Below are 15105 nucleotides of genomic sequence, written 5' to 3' on the forward strand. Positions count from 1 at the left end.
AGCCCGGTTTCTGAACAACGGTGGGGTGTATGACCTACGCACTGGACATTGAAGGGCTGACCAAGAACTACAGCGATGGTTTTCAGGCCCTCAAAGGCATTGATCTGCACGTTCGGGAAGGCGATTTTTTCGCCTTGCTGGGCCCAAACGGGGCCGGCAAGTCGACCACTCTTGGGATTGTTTCCTCTCTGGTAAACAAGTCGGGCGGCAAGGTCAGAGTGTTCGGCCATGATATCGATACAGACCTCTCAAGCGCCAAGCTCTCCCTGGGTGTGGTTCCACAGGAATTCAATTTTAACCAGTTCGAGAAGGTGGAAGATATCGTCACCACGCAGGCTGGTTATTACGGCATACCCCTGAAAACCGCACGGGTGTCTGCGGAAAAGTATCTGAAGAAGCTCGGGCTCTGGGACAAGCGCAACACACCGGCCAGGATGTTGTCGGGTGGTATGAAACGCCGCCTGATGATCGCCCGGGCACTGGTACATGAGCCCAGATTGCTGATTCTTGATGAGCCGACGGCCGGTGTGGATATCGAGTTGCGCCGTTCCATGTGGCAATTCCTGGAAGAGATGAACCGCCAGGGCACCACTATCATTCTGACCACCCACTATCTGGAGGAGGCGGAAGCGCTTTGCCGCAACATTGCCATTATTGATCACGGGGAAATCATCAGGCACACCAGCAAGCGGGAACTGCTGCAACAGCTCAGTGTAGAAACCTTTGTACTGGATACCGAGCAGCCGTTAGAGAAGGCCCCTGAACTGAGTGGGTTCAACGCCAGCCTGGATGACGATGGTGCGCTTGAAGTGGAAGTTGCCAAGGGACAGGGTTTGAACGCTCTGTTTATCGAACTGGAGAATCTTGGTATTCGGGTGCTGAGCATGCGAACCAAGGCCAACCGGCTGGAAGAGCTGTTCGTTCGCATGGTTGAGGAGAACGCCCGGGAGGCAGAGAAAGCCAGCGAGGTGACAGCATGACACCGCAAGCACTGTGGACAGCCTTTACAACCATCGTTACCCGCGAGGTTCGGCGCTTTACCCGGATCTGGCCGCAGACGCTGTTGCCGCCGGCCGTCACGATGACGCTGTATTTTATTATTTTTGGCAACCTGATTGGTTCCCGCATCGGTGAAATGGGCGGCTACGACTATATGCAGTTCATTGTGCCGGGCCTGATTATGATGGCGGTGATCACCAATTCCTACTCCAATGTGGTGTCGTCCTTTTTCTCTATGAAGTTCCAGCGCAGTATTGAGGAATTGCTCGTGTCGCCGGTGCCGAACTGGACCATCCTGGCGGGCTATGTGGCCGGGGGCATGGCCAGGGGGCTGAGTATTGGCCTGATCGTGACATTGCTGTCGCTGGCATTCACCCAGTTGAGTATTCATAACCTGCTGATGGTGATCATCACGGTGATTCTCACGTCGGCGCTGTTCTCTCTGGGTGGCTTCATCAACGCCATGCTGGCGACCAAGTTTGATGACATTTCCATTGTCCCGACCTTTGTGCTGACGCCGCTGACTTACCTTGGGGGTGTGTTCTACAGCATCGACATGCTGCCGTCGTTCTGGCAGGGCGTGTCCATGGCGAATCCGATCCTGTATATGGTTAACGGTTTTCGCTTCGGCATACTGGGTGTTTCGGACGTTAATCCGTTCGTGTCTCTTGGTATGATTCTGGTTTTCATCGTCTTGCTGGCGGCGGTTGCCTTGCGCATGCTTGCCCGTGGCAAGGGCATTCGACACTGATTTAATTCCGGAACTGATATGGCTCTTGATAACGCGCCACTGGGCAAGTCCAGTGAATACCCTGATCAGTATGATCCGTCTCTGCTGTTCCCGGTGGCCCGGGAAGAAAACCGCCGGCGAATCGGCCTGGACGATGGTCGCTGGCCCTGGTTTGGCGAGGACATGTGGCAGGCGTGGGAAATCTCCTGGCTGAAGCCCGGCGGTGTACCGGCCGTGGCCTGGGGAGAAATCCGGTTTCCTGCGGCATCGCCTGCCATTATTGAGAGCAAATCCCTGAAGTTGTACCTGAACTCTCTGAATCAGGCGGTGTTCTCGTCTCCGGATCAAGTGGCCGAGACCATTACCCAGGATCTTTCGAGTGCCTGTGGTGCGGCGGTGGATGTGACGCTTCTGAGTGTGGATGACTCAGCGCCTGCAATCGGCCGGCCCGAAGGATACGAGTTGATCGATGATGAAACGCTAGAGCAGGTGGCCTACGACTATGCGCCTGAGTCGCTGACAACCAGCGAGCCGGTGGTCAGTGAAGGCTTGTGTTCACATCTTCTGAAAAGCAACTGTCCAGTGACCGGCCAACCCGACTGGGCCACGGTACTGATTCGCTATTCCGGGAGGAAGATTGATCGGGCAGGGTTGCTGCGCTATATCGTGAGCTTCCGTCAGAAACAGGATTTTCACGAACATTGTGTTGAAACCATCTTTACTGACTTGATGGCGAGGTGTCAGCCGGAATCCTTGATGGTGTGCGCCCGTTACACCCGGCGTGGTGGCCTGGATATCAACCCCTGGCGCAGCACATGTGCTGAAGATGGTCCGGGGCCGCGGCTGGTTAGGCAGTAGCAGGCTCGGCTATTCGGTATCGTCTTCCTGACGCAGTCGGTCGGCTGCGTCTTCGAGGGCGCTGAGTATGGCTTTGCGCTCCCGTTCGGTGACCTTATCGGAATCCAGGTACATGGCAAAGCCGCTGTGTTCGTGTTCCAGGAAGCTACGGTGAGGCCCCATGTCGCGCCGGAAATCCACCACCTCGTAGATGGGCACCGGCTTGCCAAAGCCTTTTACGGTAATCTCGCCCTTGTCCCGGCACATAATGCGGTCTTTGATCAGCGAGAAGGTCTCATACGACACCAGAATCTCGCCTGGTTCCGCCAGGGACTCCAGTCGGCTGGCGAGGTTCACTTCCTTGCCGATAATGGTGTAATCCATCCGGTTTTCGGCGCCGAAGTTACCAACCGTGGTGTAGCCGGTACTGATGCCCATGCGGATTTCCAGGGGCGTCTTGATGCCCAGGCTGCGCCATTTCTGGCGCATGATCTTCATGTGTTTGCGCATCTCGATGGCCATGGACACACACGAGAACGCATCTTCTTTCTGGCCGCGACTGGTCGGATCGCCAAAGAACACCATGATGGAATCGCCGACAAACTTGTCGATGGTGCCGCCGTATTTCAGGGCGACCTCTGACATTTCGTTGAAGTAGTGATTCAGAAGCTCGGTAAGGGCTTCCGGCTCCATCTCCTCCGACAGTTCAGTAAAGCCTTTTATGTCTGAGAAAAACACTGCCAGTTTCTTGCGCTGGGTTTCAAGCCGAACATCCCGTTCCCCGGTAAAGATGGACTGCCAGACCTGAGGCGACAGGTATTTCGAGAGCTTGTGGGACAGGGCGATGGACTGTTCCCGCTGGTTCTGAATCTGGGTCTTTGCCAGCAGCAGGGCCCGGGCCTGCTGGTGTGAGTAATAGGCGGTAACGCAGATGTACGTGCCTGTGGCCAAAATGGCGACGATGCTGGTGAGCAGGGGGGCTTCCAGATTGGCGGCGGTGCCGGTTGCCGCCACTGTGGCGGCCATGGCGGCAGACATGAGCGCTGTGCCGAACAACCATTGCCTGACGCCGCCCACGATCAGACAGCTGAACATCAGCATCAGGACAACCGATACCGACGGAATGGCGATCAATCCGATCAAGCCAATAAAGCTGCCTCCGATTATGCAGTCGAGGAACAGCATTTTTTGCCGAATCCGGGCTGAACGTCGCAGGAAGGTTCGCCGTGTAAGCACGTGCGCGAGGTGTGGCCAGATCAGAGCGCCAGCCACCATCCAGAGAAGCAATTGGGGAAACACATCCTGAAGGACACCCGTGACAATAATGGCGGCAGTGGCGGTGTAGGCCAGTATCCGACCGTTGTAATCGGGCATCGGTGGAATCGCCACCGTGTGGTCGTAGATGTCGCCTTGCCCCAGCTTGCCGGTATTGCCGGTTATGCTGCGTAATTCAGCGGGTGCGCTCATCATTTTCAGAACCGGATCCTTCCGATAAGTATGTCGCTCATTGTATGCTGCCGATTCTTTATAATTGTTGGTTTGAACTACGACTAAAGATTAACAGCATTACGTAGAACTCACAATTCATCGGGGCCGCTTCCGGCCCAACCGAAAATCATGCAACCAATCAACAGCGAGACTGTATGAGTTCGATAACCCGTTTTATTCTGGATCGTGCTTCGGAGCCCCGTTTGCAGGCACCGGCACCACCGGTGTCTGTGGTTGATCAGGCCTTCCGGTGCGCGGCCCGGGCCCCGGATCATGCGTTGTTGAGGCCCTGGCGTTATCTCGTGATAGAGGGGGAAGGCCTGGCAGCTCTGGGCGACCTGTTTGCTGAATGCTGCCCGCCGGACGCTTCTGATAAGGAGCGTGAGAAGGCCCGGAATGCTCCGGCTCGTGCACCCATGATTATTGTCGGTATTGCGTCGCCCCGTCATCATCCGAAGGTGCCGGAGGTGGAGCAGGTAATGTCGGCAGCGGCCGGTATGAGTTTTATCTCCCTGGCGCTGAATGATGCCGGCTACGGCGCCATGTGGCGAACCGGGCCTGTGGCTTATCATCCGTCGCTGCATGACGGTCTTAGGCTGCTGCCGGGCGAGTCCATTATCGGTTTCCTCTATACCGGTACCGTTGCCAGTGAGAAACCATCGGTGCCCCGGCCCGATACCAAAGAGTATGTCTCAAGGTGGGCCGCGCCAGGGCGCACTTCCCCCTGGCAAGTCTGAGCCTCGATCAGCGGCAAGTCCGCCTGGGGAAACCCGTTGCCGCCCTCGTTGCGTTTAACCGGAATTTGCCGCTCATTTATTAGACAGCCCTCTTCGAAGCCCGCATTACAGCGGGCTTTTTCAATTCTGGCACTCTGCTTGCTTTAATCACTTCAGAACGCAAAACCGGCAAGTTCACAGGTTCAGCCTGGTCGGTGCAAAGATCTGGAGGCAGTAATGGCTATTACATTCGACAAAGCGCTTGGTATTCATGAGCACGCGCTGCAGGCGCGGGTCAAGCGGGCCGAAGTGCTGGCGAACAACTTGGCAAATGCCGACACCCCGGGCTACAAAGCCCGCGACGTGGATTTCCAGGCGATGATGCAGAAGGCGCAGGATTCCATGACGGGCTTTGGTATGACCACGACCCACAGTGGCCATATGGACACCTCCAGCCCTGGCGCTGACGGCGAGCTGCTGTACCGTACCCCGCACCAGCCATCAATTGATGGCAATACCGTGGATGCGCAGGCCGAGCAGACCCGTTTCATGCGCAACGCCATGGATTACCAGGCCAGCTTCCAGTTCCTGAGTAGTCGGTTTTCCGGCCTGACCAAGGCGCTGAAGGGCGAATAAGCCGCAGTCCGTACGAGATTGAAGGAGATTGTCATGTCACTGGGTAACATTTTCGACATCGCCGGTTCCGGCATGACCGCACAGTCACTGCGGCTCAACACCACCGCGTCTAACATTGCCAACGCAGAAACCGCCAGTTCGAGCACGGATACAACGTACCGTGCCCGCAAACCGGTGTTTGCCGCTATTCAGCAGGCCATGCTGAACCCTGATCAGCAGGGATTTGGTATTGGTTCCGAAGAGGGGGCCGGGGCAGGTGTTCGCGTTGAGGGGATTGTCGAGAGCGATGCAGAACTGCAGATGCGCTATGAGCCGAATCACCCTGCCGCGAACGAGGAAGGGTACGTTTATTACCCCAACGTGAACGTGGTTGAGGAAATGGCGGACATGATGTCGTCGTCCCGCAGTTTTCAGATGAATGTGGATGTCATGAACACCGCCAAATCCATGATGCAGCGAATTCTGACACTGGGTCAGCAGTAACAAGTGAGGATTAAGCCATGAGTGCAGTGAATTCCGCAGCCGCCTCAGACGTGCTGAGCCAGTACCAACTGAACCAGGAGGGCAAGACCCCTGGTGGCAACGAGCTGGGTAAAGACGCGTTTATGGAGCTGATGCTGGCGCAGCTCAAGAATCAGAACCCACTGGAGCCGCAGGACAACGGCGATTTTATCGCCCAGTTGGCCCAGTTCAGTTCACTGGAAGAAATGCAGAATCTGTCGGGCAGTGTCGACGATGTGGTTGGTCAGTTCCGGTCCAGCCAGGCCTTGCAGGCCTCGGCGATGGTAGGCAAAACCGTTCTGGCACCCTCCAGTGTGGGCATTCTGGGTAGCGAAGGCGAGATAACTGGCACCATTCAGGTGCCGGCTTCCACGGGTGGGCTGCGACTGTCGGTCATGAATCAAAGCGGTGAGTTAGTTCGCCAGATTGATATGGGCAGCAGCCAGGCTGGTGTGGTGTCGTTCCAGTGGGATGGGCAAGACGGCAACGGCAATCCTTTGCCGCCCGGCCCCTACTCGATTGTGGCGCAGGGCTCCTATCCCTCCGGATCGGAGCAGTTGGCGACCATGGTGAGCGCCAATGTCGACAGTGTGTCGTTGGGGCAGGGTGGTTCCATTACTCTGAATCTGGCCGGAATGGGCTCCATTCCGCTGTCTGAAGTCAAACAAATCAACTGATCCGGTGTCAGACCAGGAGGTATAAGTCATGGCATTTAACACAGGTTTGAGTGGTCTGCGCGCCGCTTCGGTGGATCTGGATGTCACCGGTAACAACATCGCCAACGCCAGTACCGTCGGCTTCAAAAGTAGCAAGGTACAGTTCGGTGATTTGTACGCCAGTGGTTTCCTGAGTGCCGGTACCAATCCGATTGGCGACGGCGTGCGGGTGCAGGACGTAAAGCAGTCATTCGGTCAGGGCAATATCAGCTTCACCGATAACGGCCTGGATATGGCTATCAGTGGTGATGGCTTCTTTATTCTGAATAACGGCGGTGAAATCCGCTATTCCCGGGCTGGCCAGTTCGGGATTGATAAAGAAGGTTATGTTGTTAATAACCAGAATATGCGGGTTCAGGGCTACGTCGCTGACGGTGATGGCAACTTGTCTGGTATCCGTGGTGACCTACAAATTGAAACTGATAATCTGGCTCCCAAGCGAACCACCTTGCTGGAGACAGATGTCAATTTAGATTCACGAGAGTCGGTTTTAGAGCGACAAGTGTCGGTTATGGGTGAGATAGCGGGTCCAGCCTACACCAATAATGGCTTTAACCTCGACCCTAATAATCCACCAGTTACAGCATTCCCTACGGGTACATTTACGGTCTCCTATAATGATGGTTCTGCCGACCGCACAATCAATATTCCCTCTGGACTGTCTGCAAAAGATGTAGCTGCAGCCATTAATGATGAGACCGGGTTAAGTGCCTCTGCTACTACAGAGTTAAATTTGGGTCAGATAGACGATGCCTTTATTCAAAGTGGTAACTTCGATTTCACACTGCAGATCGATGGTTCAGAGGTGTTCGTGGATCTCGGTGGCGTTAACGATGTAGACGGATTGATTAATGCAATTAACGCTAGCCCCAGCGCCAGGAGCTTATTCGCCTCTCTTGATGACAACGGAGAGTTGCAGGTTGTTGACAATAGCGGCAATACACTAACGTATGCATACAGTAATAATTCTACGTCTGTTGGGCCTAATACGGAGTTGGGGACCGTCAGGCCGCAGGCGGATCGCACAGTTGCCAATGTGGTTCCCGGAGGTGATGCGCTTTATGCCAACACTTGGTTGGATCGAACCCTGGAAACCACGAACTCTTTCAATCCTATCGATCAGCGCACGTACAATCACGCCACATCGACTACTATTTACGATAGTCTTGGCAACCCTCACGAGATGACACAGTTTTACGTCAAAGACCCTTCTCCGGGAAATGGGGTCGGTCAGAGCCAGTGGTCGATTTATATCCAGATTGATGGTGAGCTTGTAGCGGGCACGGATCAACAGCCATATACAGCATTGTTTGATCAGGACGGTGTTCTGCAATCTGTAAACGGTGATCCGAATGGTGAGATCATTGTTACAGATTGGGTGCCCAAGGACTCCAATGGTGATCCAAATGGGGCCGACGGTCCTCCTTCAGACCCCACCAGTGTCGTTAGTCCAATTCCTGAGCCTGCGACCTCGTCTGCTTTTGTCCTTAGCCTGGGTGATGCGACTCAGTACGGCGCGGCATTCGGTGTGAATGATCAACAGCAAAATGGCTATACTACAGGACGGCTGTCCGGCTTGGATGTGTCTGATCAGGGCGTGATCTTCGCGCGCTACACCAATGGCCAGTCCAAGTCATTGGGGCAGGTTGCTCTAGCTGCGTTCAACAATACTGATGGGCTGTCGCCGGTAGGTGACACGACCTGGGTGGAGACTTTCGAATCTGGCCAGGCGATAATTGGTGCTCCGGATACCGGTACGCTCGGTTCCATCAAGGCCAGCTCCGTAGAGGACTCCAACGTGGATCTCTCGGCAGAGCTGGTGAACCTGATCATTGCCCAGCGCAACTACCAGGCTAACGCCAAAACCATTGAAACCTCCGATGCGGTCACCCAGACCATCATCAACCTCCGATAATTTCGCGCCCTAGCGAACATGGCATGACTCCTGCAGGAAGACCGGAAACAGTCAAAATTCCGGCAGGAGTTTGCCCATGGACAAAGCCCTCTATATTGGAATGTCTGGCGCCAAGCAGAACATGCTGGCCCAGCGTGCCCATGCCAACAACCTGGCTAACGTCAATACCACCGGGTTCAAGAAGGATTTTGCCCAGGCCCGCAGTATGCCCGTGTTCGGTGAGCACCATCCCACCCGCGCCTACGCCATGACCGAGCGGCCCGGCACTGATCTCTCGCCCGGCGCTTTAATGGAGACCGGCCGTAAGCTGGATGTGGCGGTAGACGGCGGTGGTTGGCTCGCCGTTCAAAACAATCTGGGCGAAGAGGTATTCACCCGTACCGGTAGCTTACAGGTCGACGTGAACGGACTTGTGCGGCTGGCGAGTGGCGAGCTGGTTCTGGGGAACGGTGGGCCGGTGGCTCTTCCTCCTTTTGACAATCTTCAGGTTGGCTCGGACGGCACCATCTCCATTGTGCCGGTAGGTGGGCCGCCGGATCAGCTAGTGGAAGTTGACCGACTGAAGCTTGTCAACCCACCGGTAGATGCACTTGAGAAAGGTCTGGATGGGTTCATTCGACGCAAGCCGGATCAGGCTCTGGATGGTCCAGAGCCACCGGATGCAGCCATGCGTGTCGCCACCGGTTTTCTCGAAAGTTCAAACGTGAATGCGGTGGAGGAAATGATCTCCAATCTGCAGTTATCTCGCCAATACGAGATGCAGGTAAAGGTGATGTCGACCGCCAATGAAAATTCCGAGGCTACGGCACGACTGTTGCAGAACCTCTGATAACGATGATCAAACGCCATCGGTTGGCGGAGAGCGGCAAAAGATCGCCGCATCGGCCACCGACGGGCAAGGAGTAAAACCATGCATCCAGCACTTTGGGTCAGTAAAACCGGGTTGAGCGCGCAGGACACCAACATGTCCACCATTTCCAACAACCTGGCCAATGTGAACACCACCGGCTTCAAGCGGGATCGGGCGGTGTTCCAGGATCTGCTGTATCAGATAAACCGTCAGCCCGGCGGGCAGAGCACTGAGAACACGCAGTTGCCCTCTGGCCTGCAGCTCGGGACCGGGGTCCGGATTGTTGGCACTGCCAAGCAATTCAGCCAGGGCAACCTGCAGATCACTGAACAGCCTCTGGATATGGCGGTGAATGGCCGGGGATTCTTTCAGATTCAGATGCCGGACGGACAGATCGCCTATACCCGGGATGGCCAGTTTCAGCTGAACTCTGACGGCGATGTGGTCACACCGGATGGCTTTCCGCTTCAGCCGAATATCAATGTGCCGGAGAACGCCACCAATATCACCATTGGCAAAGATGGGACGGTCACCGCTATTACCGATGACCAGGCTGCGCCCGTCAACCTCGGCCAGATCACCCTGGTGGACTTCATCAACCCGCAGGGCTTGCAGGCCATCGGTAATAATCTGTTCAAGCAGACCAATGCCAGTGGTGATCCGGCTGAAGGTGAAGCCGGACTTGCAGGTCTCGGGTCCATTGAACAGGGCACCATTGAATCCTCCAACGTAGAGGTGGTGGAAGAGCTGGTGAACATGATTACGACCCAGCGTGCCTATGAAATGAACTCCAAGGTGGTTTCGACCACAGACCAGATGCTTCAGTTCATCACCAACAATATCGGTTAAGCCATGAAACGCATTCAACGCAGTTTACACACTGAACGGCTGGCCACCCTGGCACTGGTGGGTGTGCTGATTGTGCTGCAGGGATGCACCGCCATGTCTCGCCCCCGGGCTATGCCGGACGATCCGGCCTACGCTCCGGTTCGTGCTCAATCGATGATGCAGCGCGACCCGGATTCCGGGGCAATTTATCAGGTGTCCAGGAATTACAATCTGTACGGCGATACCAAGGCACTCAACGTGGGTGACGTGCTCACGGTATTGCTGCAGGAATCCACCAGCGCCAGCAAGAACGCTGAAACCTCCATTACCAAGGATCAGGAACTGAGCATTCCGGAACCGAGCATCTTTGGAAAGACAAATATCGGCCTGAACGCTTCTGCCAATTTTGAGCGGGACTTTGAAGGCTCCGCCGAAGCTGACCAGAGCAACAGCCTGGCTGGCAGTATTACCGTAACGGTCACCGAGGTTCTGCCTAATGGTGTGCTTCGTGTCCGCGGCGAGAAGTGGTTGTCTCTCACCAATGGGGATGAATACATCCGGTTGACCGGTCTGGTTCGGCCACAGGATATCCAGCCGGATAATACCGTCGCCTCCAATCGTGTTGCAGATGCCCGGTTTGCCTACGGCGGTACCGGTGATTTTGACCAGGCCAACCAGATGGGCTGGCTGGCTCGCTTCTTTAACAGTGAGTGGTGGCCGCTATGATCCGCAAACTGATTGCTGTTTTTGCCCTTACGGCCCTGTGTGTGGCGCCGGTGATGGCTGACCGCCTGAAAGACCTGGCCAAGGTGAAAGGTGTGCGCAATAACCAGTTGATTGGTTATGGCCTGGTGGTCGGTCTTGACGGTACCGGCGACAAAGCGCCGTTTACCAACCAGACCTTCCGCAACATGATGAACCAGTTCGGAATAACCTTGCCGGATGGTGTGAACCCGAAACTGGCCAATGTGGCGGCCGTAACCGTAAGCGCGACTTTGCCGGCCTTTGCCAAGGCCGGGCAGGAGCTGGACATCACGGTTTCATCCATCGGAAATGCCGATAGCCTGCGTGGTGGAACCTTGTTGATGACACCGTTGAAAGGCGCAGACGGTCAGGTTTATGCCATGGCGCAGGGCAGCCTGGTGGTGGGCGGTTTTGGCGCCCAGGGCCAGGATGGTTCCCGGATTACCGTGAACGTACCCAGCGTCGGCAGAATTCCCAACGGCGCTACCATTGAGCGAGAGGTGGAATCGCCGTTCAACCGGGGCGATACCATCACCTTCAATCTGCTGCGTTCCGACTTTACCACGGCCCGCCGTGTGGTTGAGGCGATTAATGGTCGTCTGGGCCCGGACATGGCTTATGCACACGATGCCACTTCTATATCGGTGCGGGCACCCAGGGACCCATCACAGAGAGTCAGTTTTCTGTCCATTCTGGAGAACATTGAGGTCGATCCGGCTCAGGAAGCCGCAAGAGTGGTGATCAATAGCCGCACCGGTACCATCGTGGTCGGCCAGAATGTAAAAGTAAGCCCGGCTGCCATTACCCATGGCAACCTGACCGTGACTATTCAGGAAAACCCCGAGGTGGTGCAGCCCAATCCTCTGGCTCAGGGTGATACAGCCGTTCAGCAGAATACCCAGATCGCTGTGACGGAAGACCCGGCACGGATGTTCCAGTTCGGCCCGGCAACCACGCTTAACGAAATTGTTCAGGCTGTAAACCAGGTAGGGGCGGCGCCAGGCGATGTGATGGCGGTGCTTGAAGCACTCAAACAGGCTGGCGCGCTTCGTGCCGAATTGATTGTGATCTAGGTATCGCCATGCAGGATCCAAGATTACAGCAAGCCCAGGTCTACACCGATTTCAGTGGTCTGAATGCGCTGAAGACCCAGGCTCGAACTGACAAGCAGGCTGCACTGGAGCAGGTTGCGAAGCAGTTCGAGAGCCTGTTCCTGTCAGAGATGCTCAAATCCATGCGCAAGGCAGGTGAGGTATTTGCCGAGGGAAACTACCTGAACAGCAATGAAAGCCAGATGTACCGGGATATGTTCGACAGCCAGATCAGCTTGAGTATGGCCGGTGGTACCGGTACCGGGCTGGCGGAAGCGCTGGTCCGGCAACTGAGTCAACAGATTCCGGGGCTCGATGAGGATGGAGAGAAACTGGCGGGTCACAAGGGTGCCATTACCGACTACGACCGCAGTATGCCGGCGATTTCCAGAGAGTTGCCGGAGCGAATGGCAGAGGTGGCGGATGTAGCTGCGAAGGTAAAAGCAGAGCCAGCGCAGAAACCCGGCAAGCTGCCGGAGGTATTTGAGTCGCCAGAGCATTTTGTTGAGCAGCTGATGCCGTTCGCAGAGCAGATCGGAAAGGAGACCGGCATTGATCCGCGCCTGATGATTGCCCAGGCGGCGCTCGAAACCGGTTGGGGCAAACACATGATCAAAGGCGATGGTTCGCAGCCGAGTTTCAACCTGTTTGGCATCAAGGCAGACAGTCGTTGGAGCGGTGACGCTGTGAGCATTACCACTACCGAATTCCGGGGTGGCGTGGCGATGAAGGAACGGGCAGATTTCCGGGCCTATCCGGACTATGAAGCCAGCTTCCGGGACTACGTTGACTTCCTGCAAAACAATCCCCGTTACCGCGATGTTCTGTCATCGGCAGATCAGCCAGAAGTATTTGCCGAGAAACTGCAGGAAGCGGGTTATGCAACCGATCCGGAATACGGAGCCAAGATCCGTCGGATCATGAATCGTGATTCTCTGATGACACTGTCTATGGGCAGTGGCAGAGTAAAGGAGTAACAGATCATGGCGGGCTTGATCGGTATTGGTCTGAGTGGGGTATTGGGGCACCAGGCGGCGCTCAACACCACTGCAAATAACATAACCAACGCAAACACTCCGGGTTACAGCCGCCAGGAGGTCCAGTTCGAGACCCAGGAAGGGCGGCGTACAGGTGCAGGGACCATCGGCAGTGGCGTATCCGTCGCTAATATCCGCCGGCTGGCAGATGCCTATCTGAGTCAGCAGTTACGTGAGGACAGCACACTGTTTGGCGAGCAGAATGCTTTCAACGCCGAACTCACGCGGCTGGATAACCTGTTAGGCGGCGAAGACACCGGTTTGAACAAAGCTCTGAACAACTTTTTCTCGGCTATGCAGAATGCCGCGGAAGACCCTACGTCGTTACCACAACGCCAGCTGGTGCTGAGCGAAGCCCAGCAACTGGTGAATCGCTTTCAGGGCTTGAACCAGGAGTTCATCCAGCAGCGCGAATCGGTAAAAACCCAGATGCAGCAGGGCGTGAAAGATGCCAATACTCTGCTGAAGAGTATCGCTGAACTGAACCTGGCTATTTCTGAATCTCCGGGCCTGGCCCAGGGCAAGGAGCCCCTGGAGCTGATGGATAAGCGGGACGAGAAGTTGCGCCAGTTGTCTGAGCTGGTGAGCATTCGGGTAACGGAAGTTGAAGGCAGCCAGGTGAATGTGTCCCTGTCTAACGGTCTGGCTTTGGTTACCGGCGCCAATGCCGCAGAATTTGCGACCCGAAGCAGTGCGGAAGATCCCACGCGGCTGGAATTTACGCTCTCCAGTGGTGGGCGCACCCTGCTGGTGGATGAACAGATTCAGGGCGGAAAACTGGGTGGCTTGCGTGCCTTTGATGAAATGGCCCTGAAGCCCGCCTTCGATGAGCTCGGCCGGCTGGCGATTGCCATCTCCTCGGCCATAAACCATCAGCATGAGATCGGGATGGACCTCGAAGGCGATCTCGGCGGTAACTTCTTCAGCGATGTGAACAGCCTCGCCGTACAACGCAGCCGGGTGGTGCCGAACGGCAATAACGACCGCACCACCACCGGCCAACTGGCCGTTGAGATTACCGACAGTTCCCAGTTGCCGGCGGGTACCTGGGAGCTGCAGTTCAGTGGTGATGGGCGCAGCTACGAGTTGATCGATACCATCTCGGGCGACACGGTCAAACAGGGCCGGCTTCCAGACCCGGTGCAGTCTGAAATCAACATGCCGGGCTTTAACATTCGTGTTGAAGGTGGCGAATTCAATGCAGGTGACAAGTACCTGATTCAGCCCAGTCGCAATGCTGCCGAAAACATGCAATTGAACATTCGGCGGGAGGAGGATCTTGCTTTTGCCAGCCCCGTTCGTGCGAGTTCCGATGATGGCAATCTGGGCACCGGCACGATCAACCAGGGCAACATGCTTAATGTCCGTAATCCCAATACCGGTGCTTTGCTGGATGACTTCCAGAATTCCGGTCAGTTTGCAGATGGTCCGATTACCGTAACCTTCAGTAATGATGGTGCGGGCAATATTACCTATGACGTTGCCAACGATAGCGGCGTACTGTTTACCAGTGCCGCGGTGGACAACGATGGGGATGGAACACCGGATGTCTATGATCCCCAGAAGATCAATCAGATTTTCAGTACTCGTCCGGAAGACGAATCCAATGGTCAGTATCGGGGTTTCGTTTTCGAGATAACCGGTGAGCCCGCAGACGGTGATGTATTCACCATCGACTTCAACCGCAACGGCGTTTCTGATAACCGGAACGCCGAGCTGATGGCGGCCCTTGGTACCAAGAATACCCTTAATGGCGGTTCCCAGAACTTTACTGAGGGCTATGCCGGCCTGGTCGAGGATATCGGGGTGAAAACCCGCCAGAGCCAGTTGGATAAAGATGCCGGCGCAACGCTGCTGGAGCAGTCCACCAATCAGCGAGAATCGGTCTCGGGCGTCAATCTGGACGAAGAGGCTGGCAAGCTGATTCAGTACCAGGCTGCGTACAACGCATCGGCCCAGGTTATGTCTGTGGCGCAGGATCTTTTTAACACATTGCTGCAGAGCTTCCGTTAAGGCG

Annotated in this window: 15 protein-coding genes; 14 read left to right on the forward strand and 1 reads right to left on the reverse strand. The window is 55.7% G+C overall.

The annotated features are described in order from the left end of the window. The first annotated feature begins 29 nt into the window (after positions 1-29). The 3 genes from JIF53_RS03055 to queF are packed head-to-tail and all read left to right on the forward strand — an operon-like array spanning position 30 to position 2587. Positions 30-980 carry an ABC transporter ATP-binding protein gene (locus JIF53_RS03055; RefSeq protein ID WP_023011070.1) on the forward strand — a complete coding sequence of 317 codons (951 nt, stop codon included), beginning with the start codon at positions 30-32 and terminating at the stop codon, positions 978-980. Further along, positions 977-1750 carry an ABC transporter permease gene (locus JIF53_RS03060; protein ID WP_022992510.1) on the forward strand — a complete coding sequence of 258 codons (774 nt, stop codon included), beginning with the start codon at positions 977-979 and terminating at the stop codon, positions 1748-1750. The genes JIF53_RS03055 and JIF53_RS03060 overlap by 4 nt, the downstream gene beginning before the upstream one ends. An 18-nt stretch (positions 1751-1768) precedes the next feature. Then, a complete protein-coding gene (queF, locus tag JIF53_RS03065; RefSeq protein ID WP_014421759.1) occupies positions 1769-2587 on the forward strand; it encodes an NADPH-dependent 7-cyano-7-deazaguanine reductase QueF in 819 nt (272 codons plus the stop codon). Between the two features lie 9 nt (positions 2588-2596). Here queF and JIF53_RS03070 read toward each other — a convergent pair whose 3' ends face one another. Then, complete coding sequence (locus JIF53_RS03070) at positions 2597-4036, reverse strand: adenylate/guanylate cyclase domain-containing protein (RefSeq protein ID WP_023011069.1); 1440 nt, start codon at positions 4034-4036, stop codon at positions 2597-2599. A 173-nt stretch (positions 4037-4209) separates the two neighbouring features. Between JIF53_RS03070 and JIF53_RS03075 the strand changes: the two genes are divergently transcribed. From JIF53_RS03075 to flgK, 11 genes are all read left to right on the forward strand, one after another. Further along, positions 4210-4791, forward strand: coding sequence for a nitroreductase (locus tag JIF53_RS03075; protein ID WP_023008191.1), 582 nt, complete (start codon positions 4210-4212; stop codon positions 4789-4791). Positions 4792-5007: 216 nt separating this feature from the next. Then, positions 5008-5406 carry a flagellar basal body rod protein FlgB gene (gene flgB, locus JIF53_RS03080; protein WP_011784611.1) on the forward strand — a complete coding sequence of 133 codons (399 nt, stop codon included), beginning with the start codon at positions 5008-5010 and terminating at the stop codon, positions 5404-5406. Between the two features lie 33 nt (positions 5407-5439). Continuing rightward, complete coding sequence (flgC, locus tag JIF53_RS03085; RefSeq protein WP_022992507.1) at positions 5440-5889, forward strand: flagellar basal body rod protein FlgC; 450 nt, start codon at positions 5440-5442, stop codon at positions 5887-5889. A 17-nt stretch (positions 5890-5906) separates the two neighbouring features. Further along, the gene (locus tag JIF53_RS03090; protein ID WP_011784613.1) at positions 5907-6584 is read left to right on the forward strand and encodes a flagellar hook assembly protein FlgD; all 678 of its coding nucleotides are present in this window, start codon (positions 5907-5909) and stop codon (positions 6582-6584) included. Between the two features lie 28 nt (positions 6585-6612). Continuing rightward, positions 6613-8538, forward strand: coding sequence for a flagellar hook protein FlgE (locus tag JIF53_RS03095; protein WP_023008192.1), 1926 nt, complete (start codon positions 6613-6615; stop codon positions 8536-8538). Between the two features lie 76 nt (positions 8539-8614). Further along, a complete protein-coding gene (locus JIF53_RS03100) occupies positions 8615-9367 on the forward strand; it encodes a flagellar basal body rod protein FlgF (RefSeq protein WP_022992505.1) in 753 nt (250 codons plus the stop codon). An 81-nt stretch (positions 9368-9448) separates the two neighbouring features. Then, on the forward strand, positions 9449-10237 hold the full coding sequence (gene flgG, locus JIF53_RS03105) for a flagellar basal-body rod protein FlgG (RefSeq protein WP_023008194.1): 789 nt from the start codon (positions 9449-9451) through the stop codon (positions 10235-10237). A gap of 3 nt (positions 10238-10240) precedes the next feature. Then, a complete protein-coding gene (gene flgH / locus JIF53_RS03110; protein WP_113879653.1) occupies positions 10241-10942 on the forward strand; it encodes a flagellar basal body L-ring protein FlgH in 702 nt (233 codons plus the stop codon). Then, positions 10939-12033: a flagellar basal body P-ring protein FlgI gene (locus JIF53_RS03115; RefSeq protein WP_153741115.1), complete on the forward strand. Its 1095-nt coding sequence runs from the start codon at positions 10939-10941 to the stop codon at positions 12031-12033. The genes flgH and JIF53_RS03115 overlap by 4 nt, the downstream gene beginning before the upstream one ends. 8 nt (positions 12034-12041) lie before the next feature. Further along, complete coding sequence (flgJ, locus tag JIF53_RS03120; protein WP_114434909.1) at positions 12042-13028, forward strand: flagellar assembly peptidoglycan hydrolase FlgJ; 987 nt, start codon at positions 12042-12044, stop codon at positions 13026-13028. A 6-nt stretch (positions 13029-13034) separates the two neighbouring features. After that, positions 13035-15101, forward strand: coding sequence for a flagellar hook-associated protein FlgK (gene flgK, locus JIF53_RS03125; RefSeq protein WP_183577907.1), 2067 nt, complete (start codon positions 13035-13037; stop codon positions 15099-15101). Positions 15102-15105 lie beyond the last annotated feature (4 nt).

Origin of the sequence: Marinobacter sp. bablab_jr008 (assembly GCF_016464145.1) — a bacterium.
GTDB classification, from domain to species: domain Bacteria; phylum Pseudomonadota; class Gammaproteobacteria; order Pseudomonadales; family Oleiphilaceae; genus Marinobacter; species Marinobacter nauticus.

Bases quoted from the DNA above. Each gene is read 5' to 3' on its own strand.
- JIF53_RS03055 (WP_023011070.1), top strand. From the start codon at position 30: ATGACCTACGCACTGGACATTGAAGGGCTGACCAAGAACTACAGCGAT.
- flgC (WP_022992507.1), top strand. From the start codon at position 5,440: ATGTCACTGGGTAACATTTTCGACATCGCCGGTTCCGGCATGACCGCA.
- JIF53_RS03070 (WP_023011069.1), bottom strand. From the start codon at position 4,036: ATGATGAGCGCACCCGCTGAATTACGCAGCATAACCGGCAATACCGGC.
- JIF53_RS03090 (WP_011784613.1), top strand. From the start codon at position 5,907: ATGAGTGCAGTGAATTCCGCAGCCGCCTCAGACGTGCTGAGCCAGTAC.
- flgK (WP_183577907.1), top strand. From the start codon at position 13,035: ATGGCGGGCTTGATCGGTATTGGTCTGAGTGGGGTATTGGGGCACCAG.
- JIF53_RS03100 (WP_022992505.1), top strand. From the start codon at position 8,615: ATGGACAAAGCCCTCTATATTGGAATGTCTGGCGCCAAGCAGAACATG.
- JIF53_RS03115 (WP_153741115.1), top strand. From the start codon at position 10,939: ATGATCCGCAAACTGATTGCTGTTTTTGCCCTTACGGCCCTGTGTGTG.
- flgH (WP_113879653.1), top strand. From the start codon at position 10,241: ATGAAACGCATTCAACGCAGTTTACACACTGAACGGCTGGCCACCCTG.
- flgJ (WP_114434909.1), top strand. From the start codon at position 12,042: ATGCAGGATCCAAGATTACAGCAAGCCCAGGTCTACACCGATTTCAGT.
- JIF53_RS03095 (WP_023008192.1), top strand. From the start codon at position 6,613: ATGGCATTTAACACAGGTTTGAGTGGTCTGCGCGCCGCTTCGGTGGAT.
- JIF53_RS03075 (WP_023008191.1), top strand. From the start codon at position 4,210: ATGAGTTCGATAACCCGTTTTATTCTGGATCGTGCTTCGGAGCCCCGT.
- flgG (WP_023008194.1), top strand. From the start codon at position 9,449: ATGCATCCAGCACTTTGGGTCAGTAAAACCGGGTTGAGCGCGCAGGAC.
- queF (WP_014421759.1), top strand. From the start codon at position 1,769: ATGGCTCTTGATAACGCGCCACTGGGCAAGTCCAGTGAATACCCTGAT.
- JIF53_RS03060 (WP_022992510.1), top strand. From the start codon at position 977: ATGACACCGCAAGCACTGTGGACAGCCTTTACAACCATCGTTACCCGC.
- flgB (WP_011784611.1), top strand. From the start codon at position 5,008: ATGGCTATTACATTCGACAAAGCGCTTGGTATTCATGAGCACGCGCTG.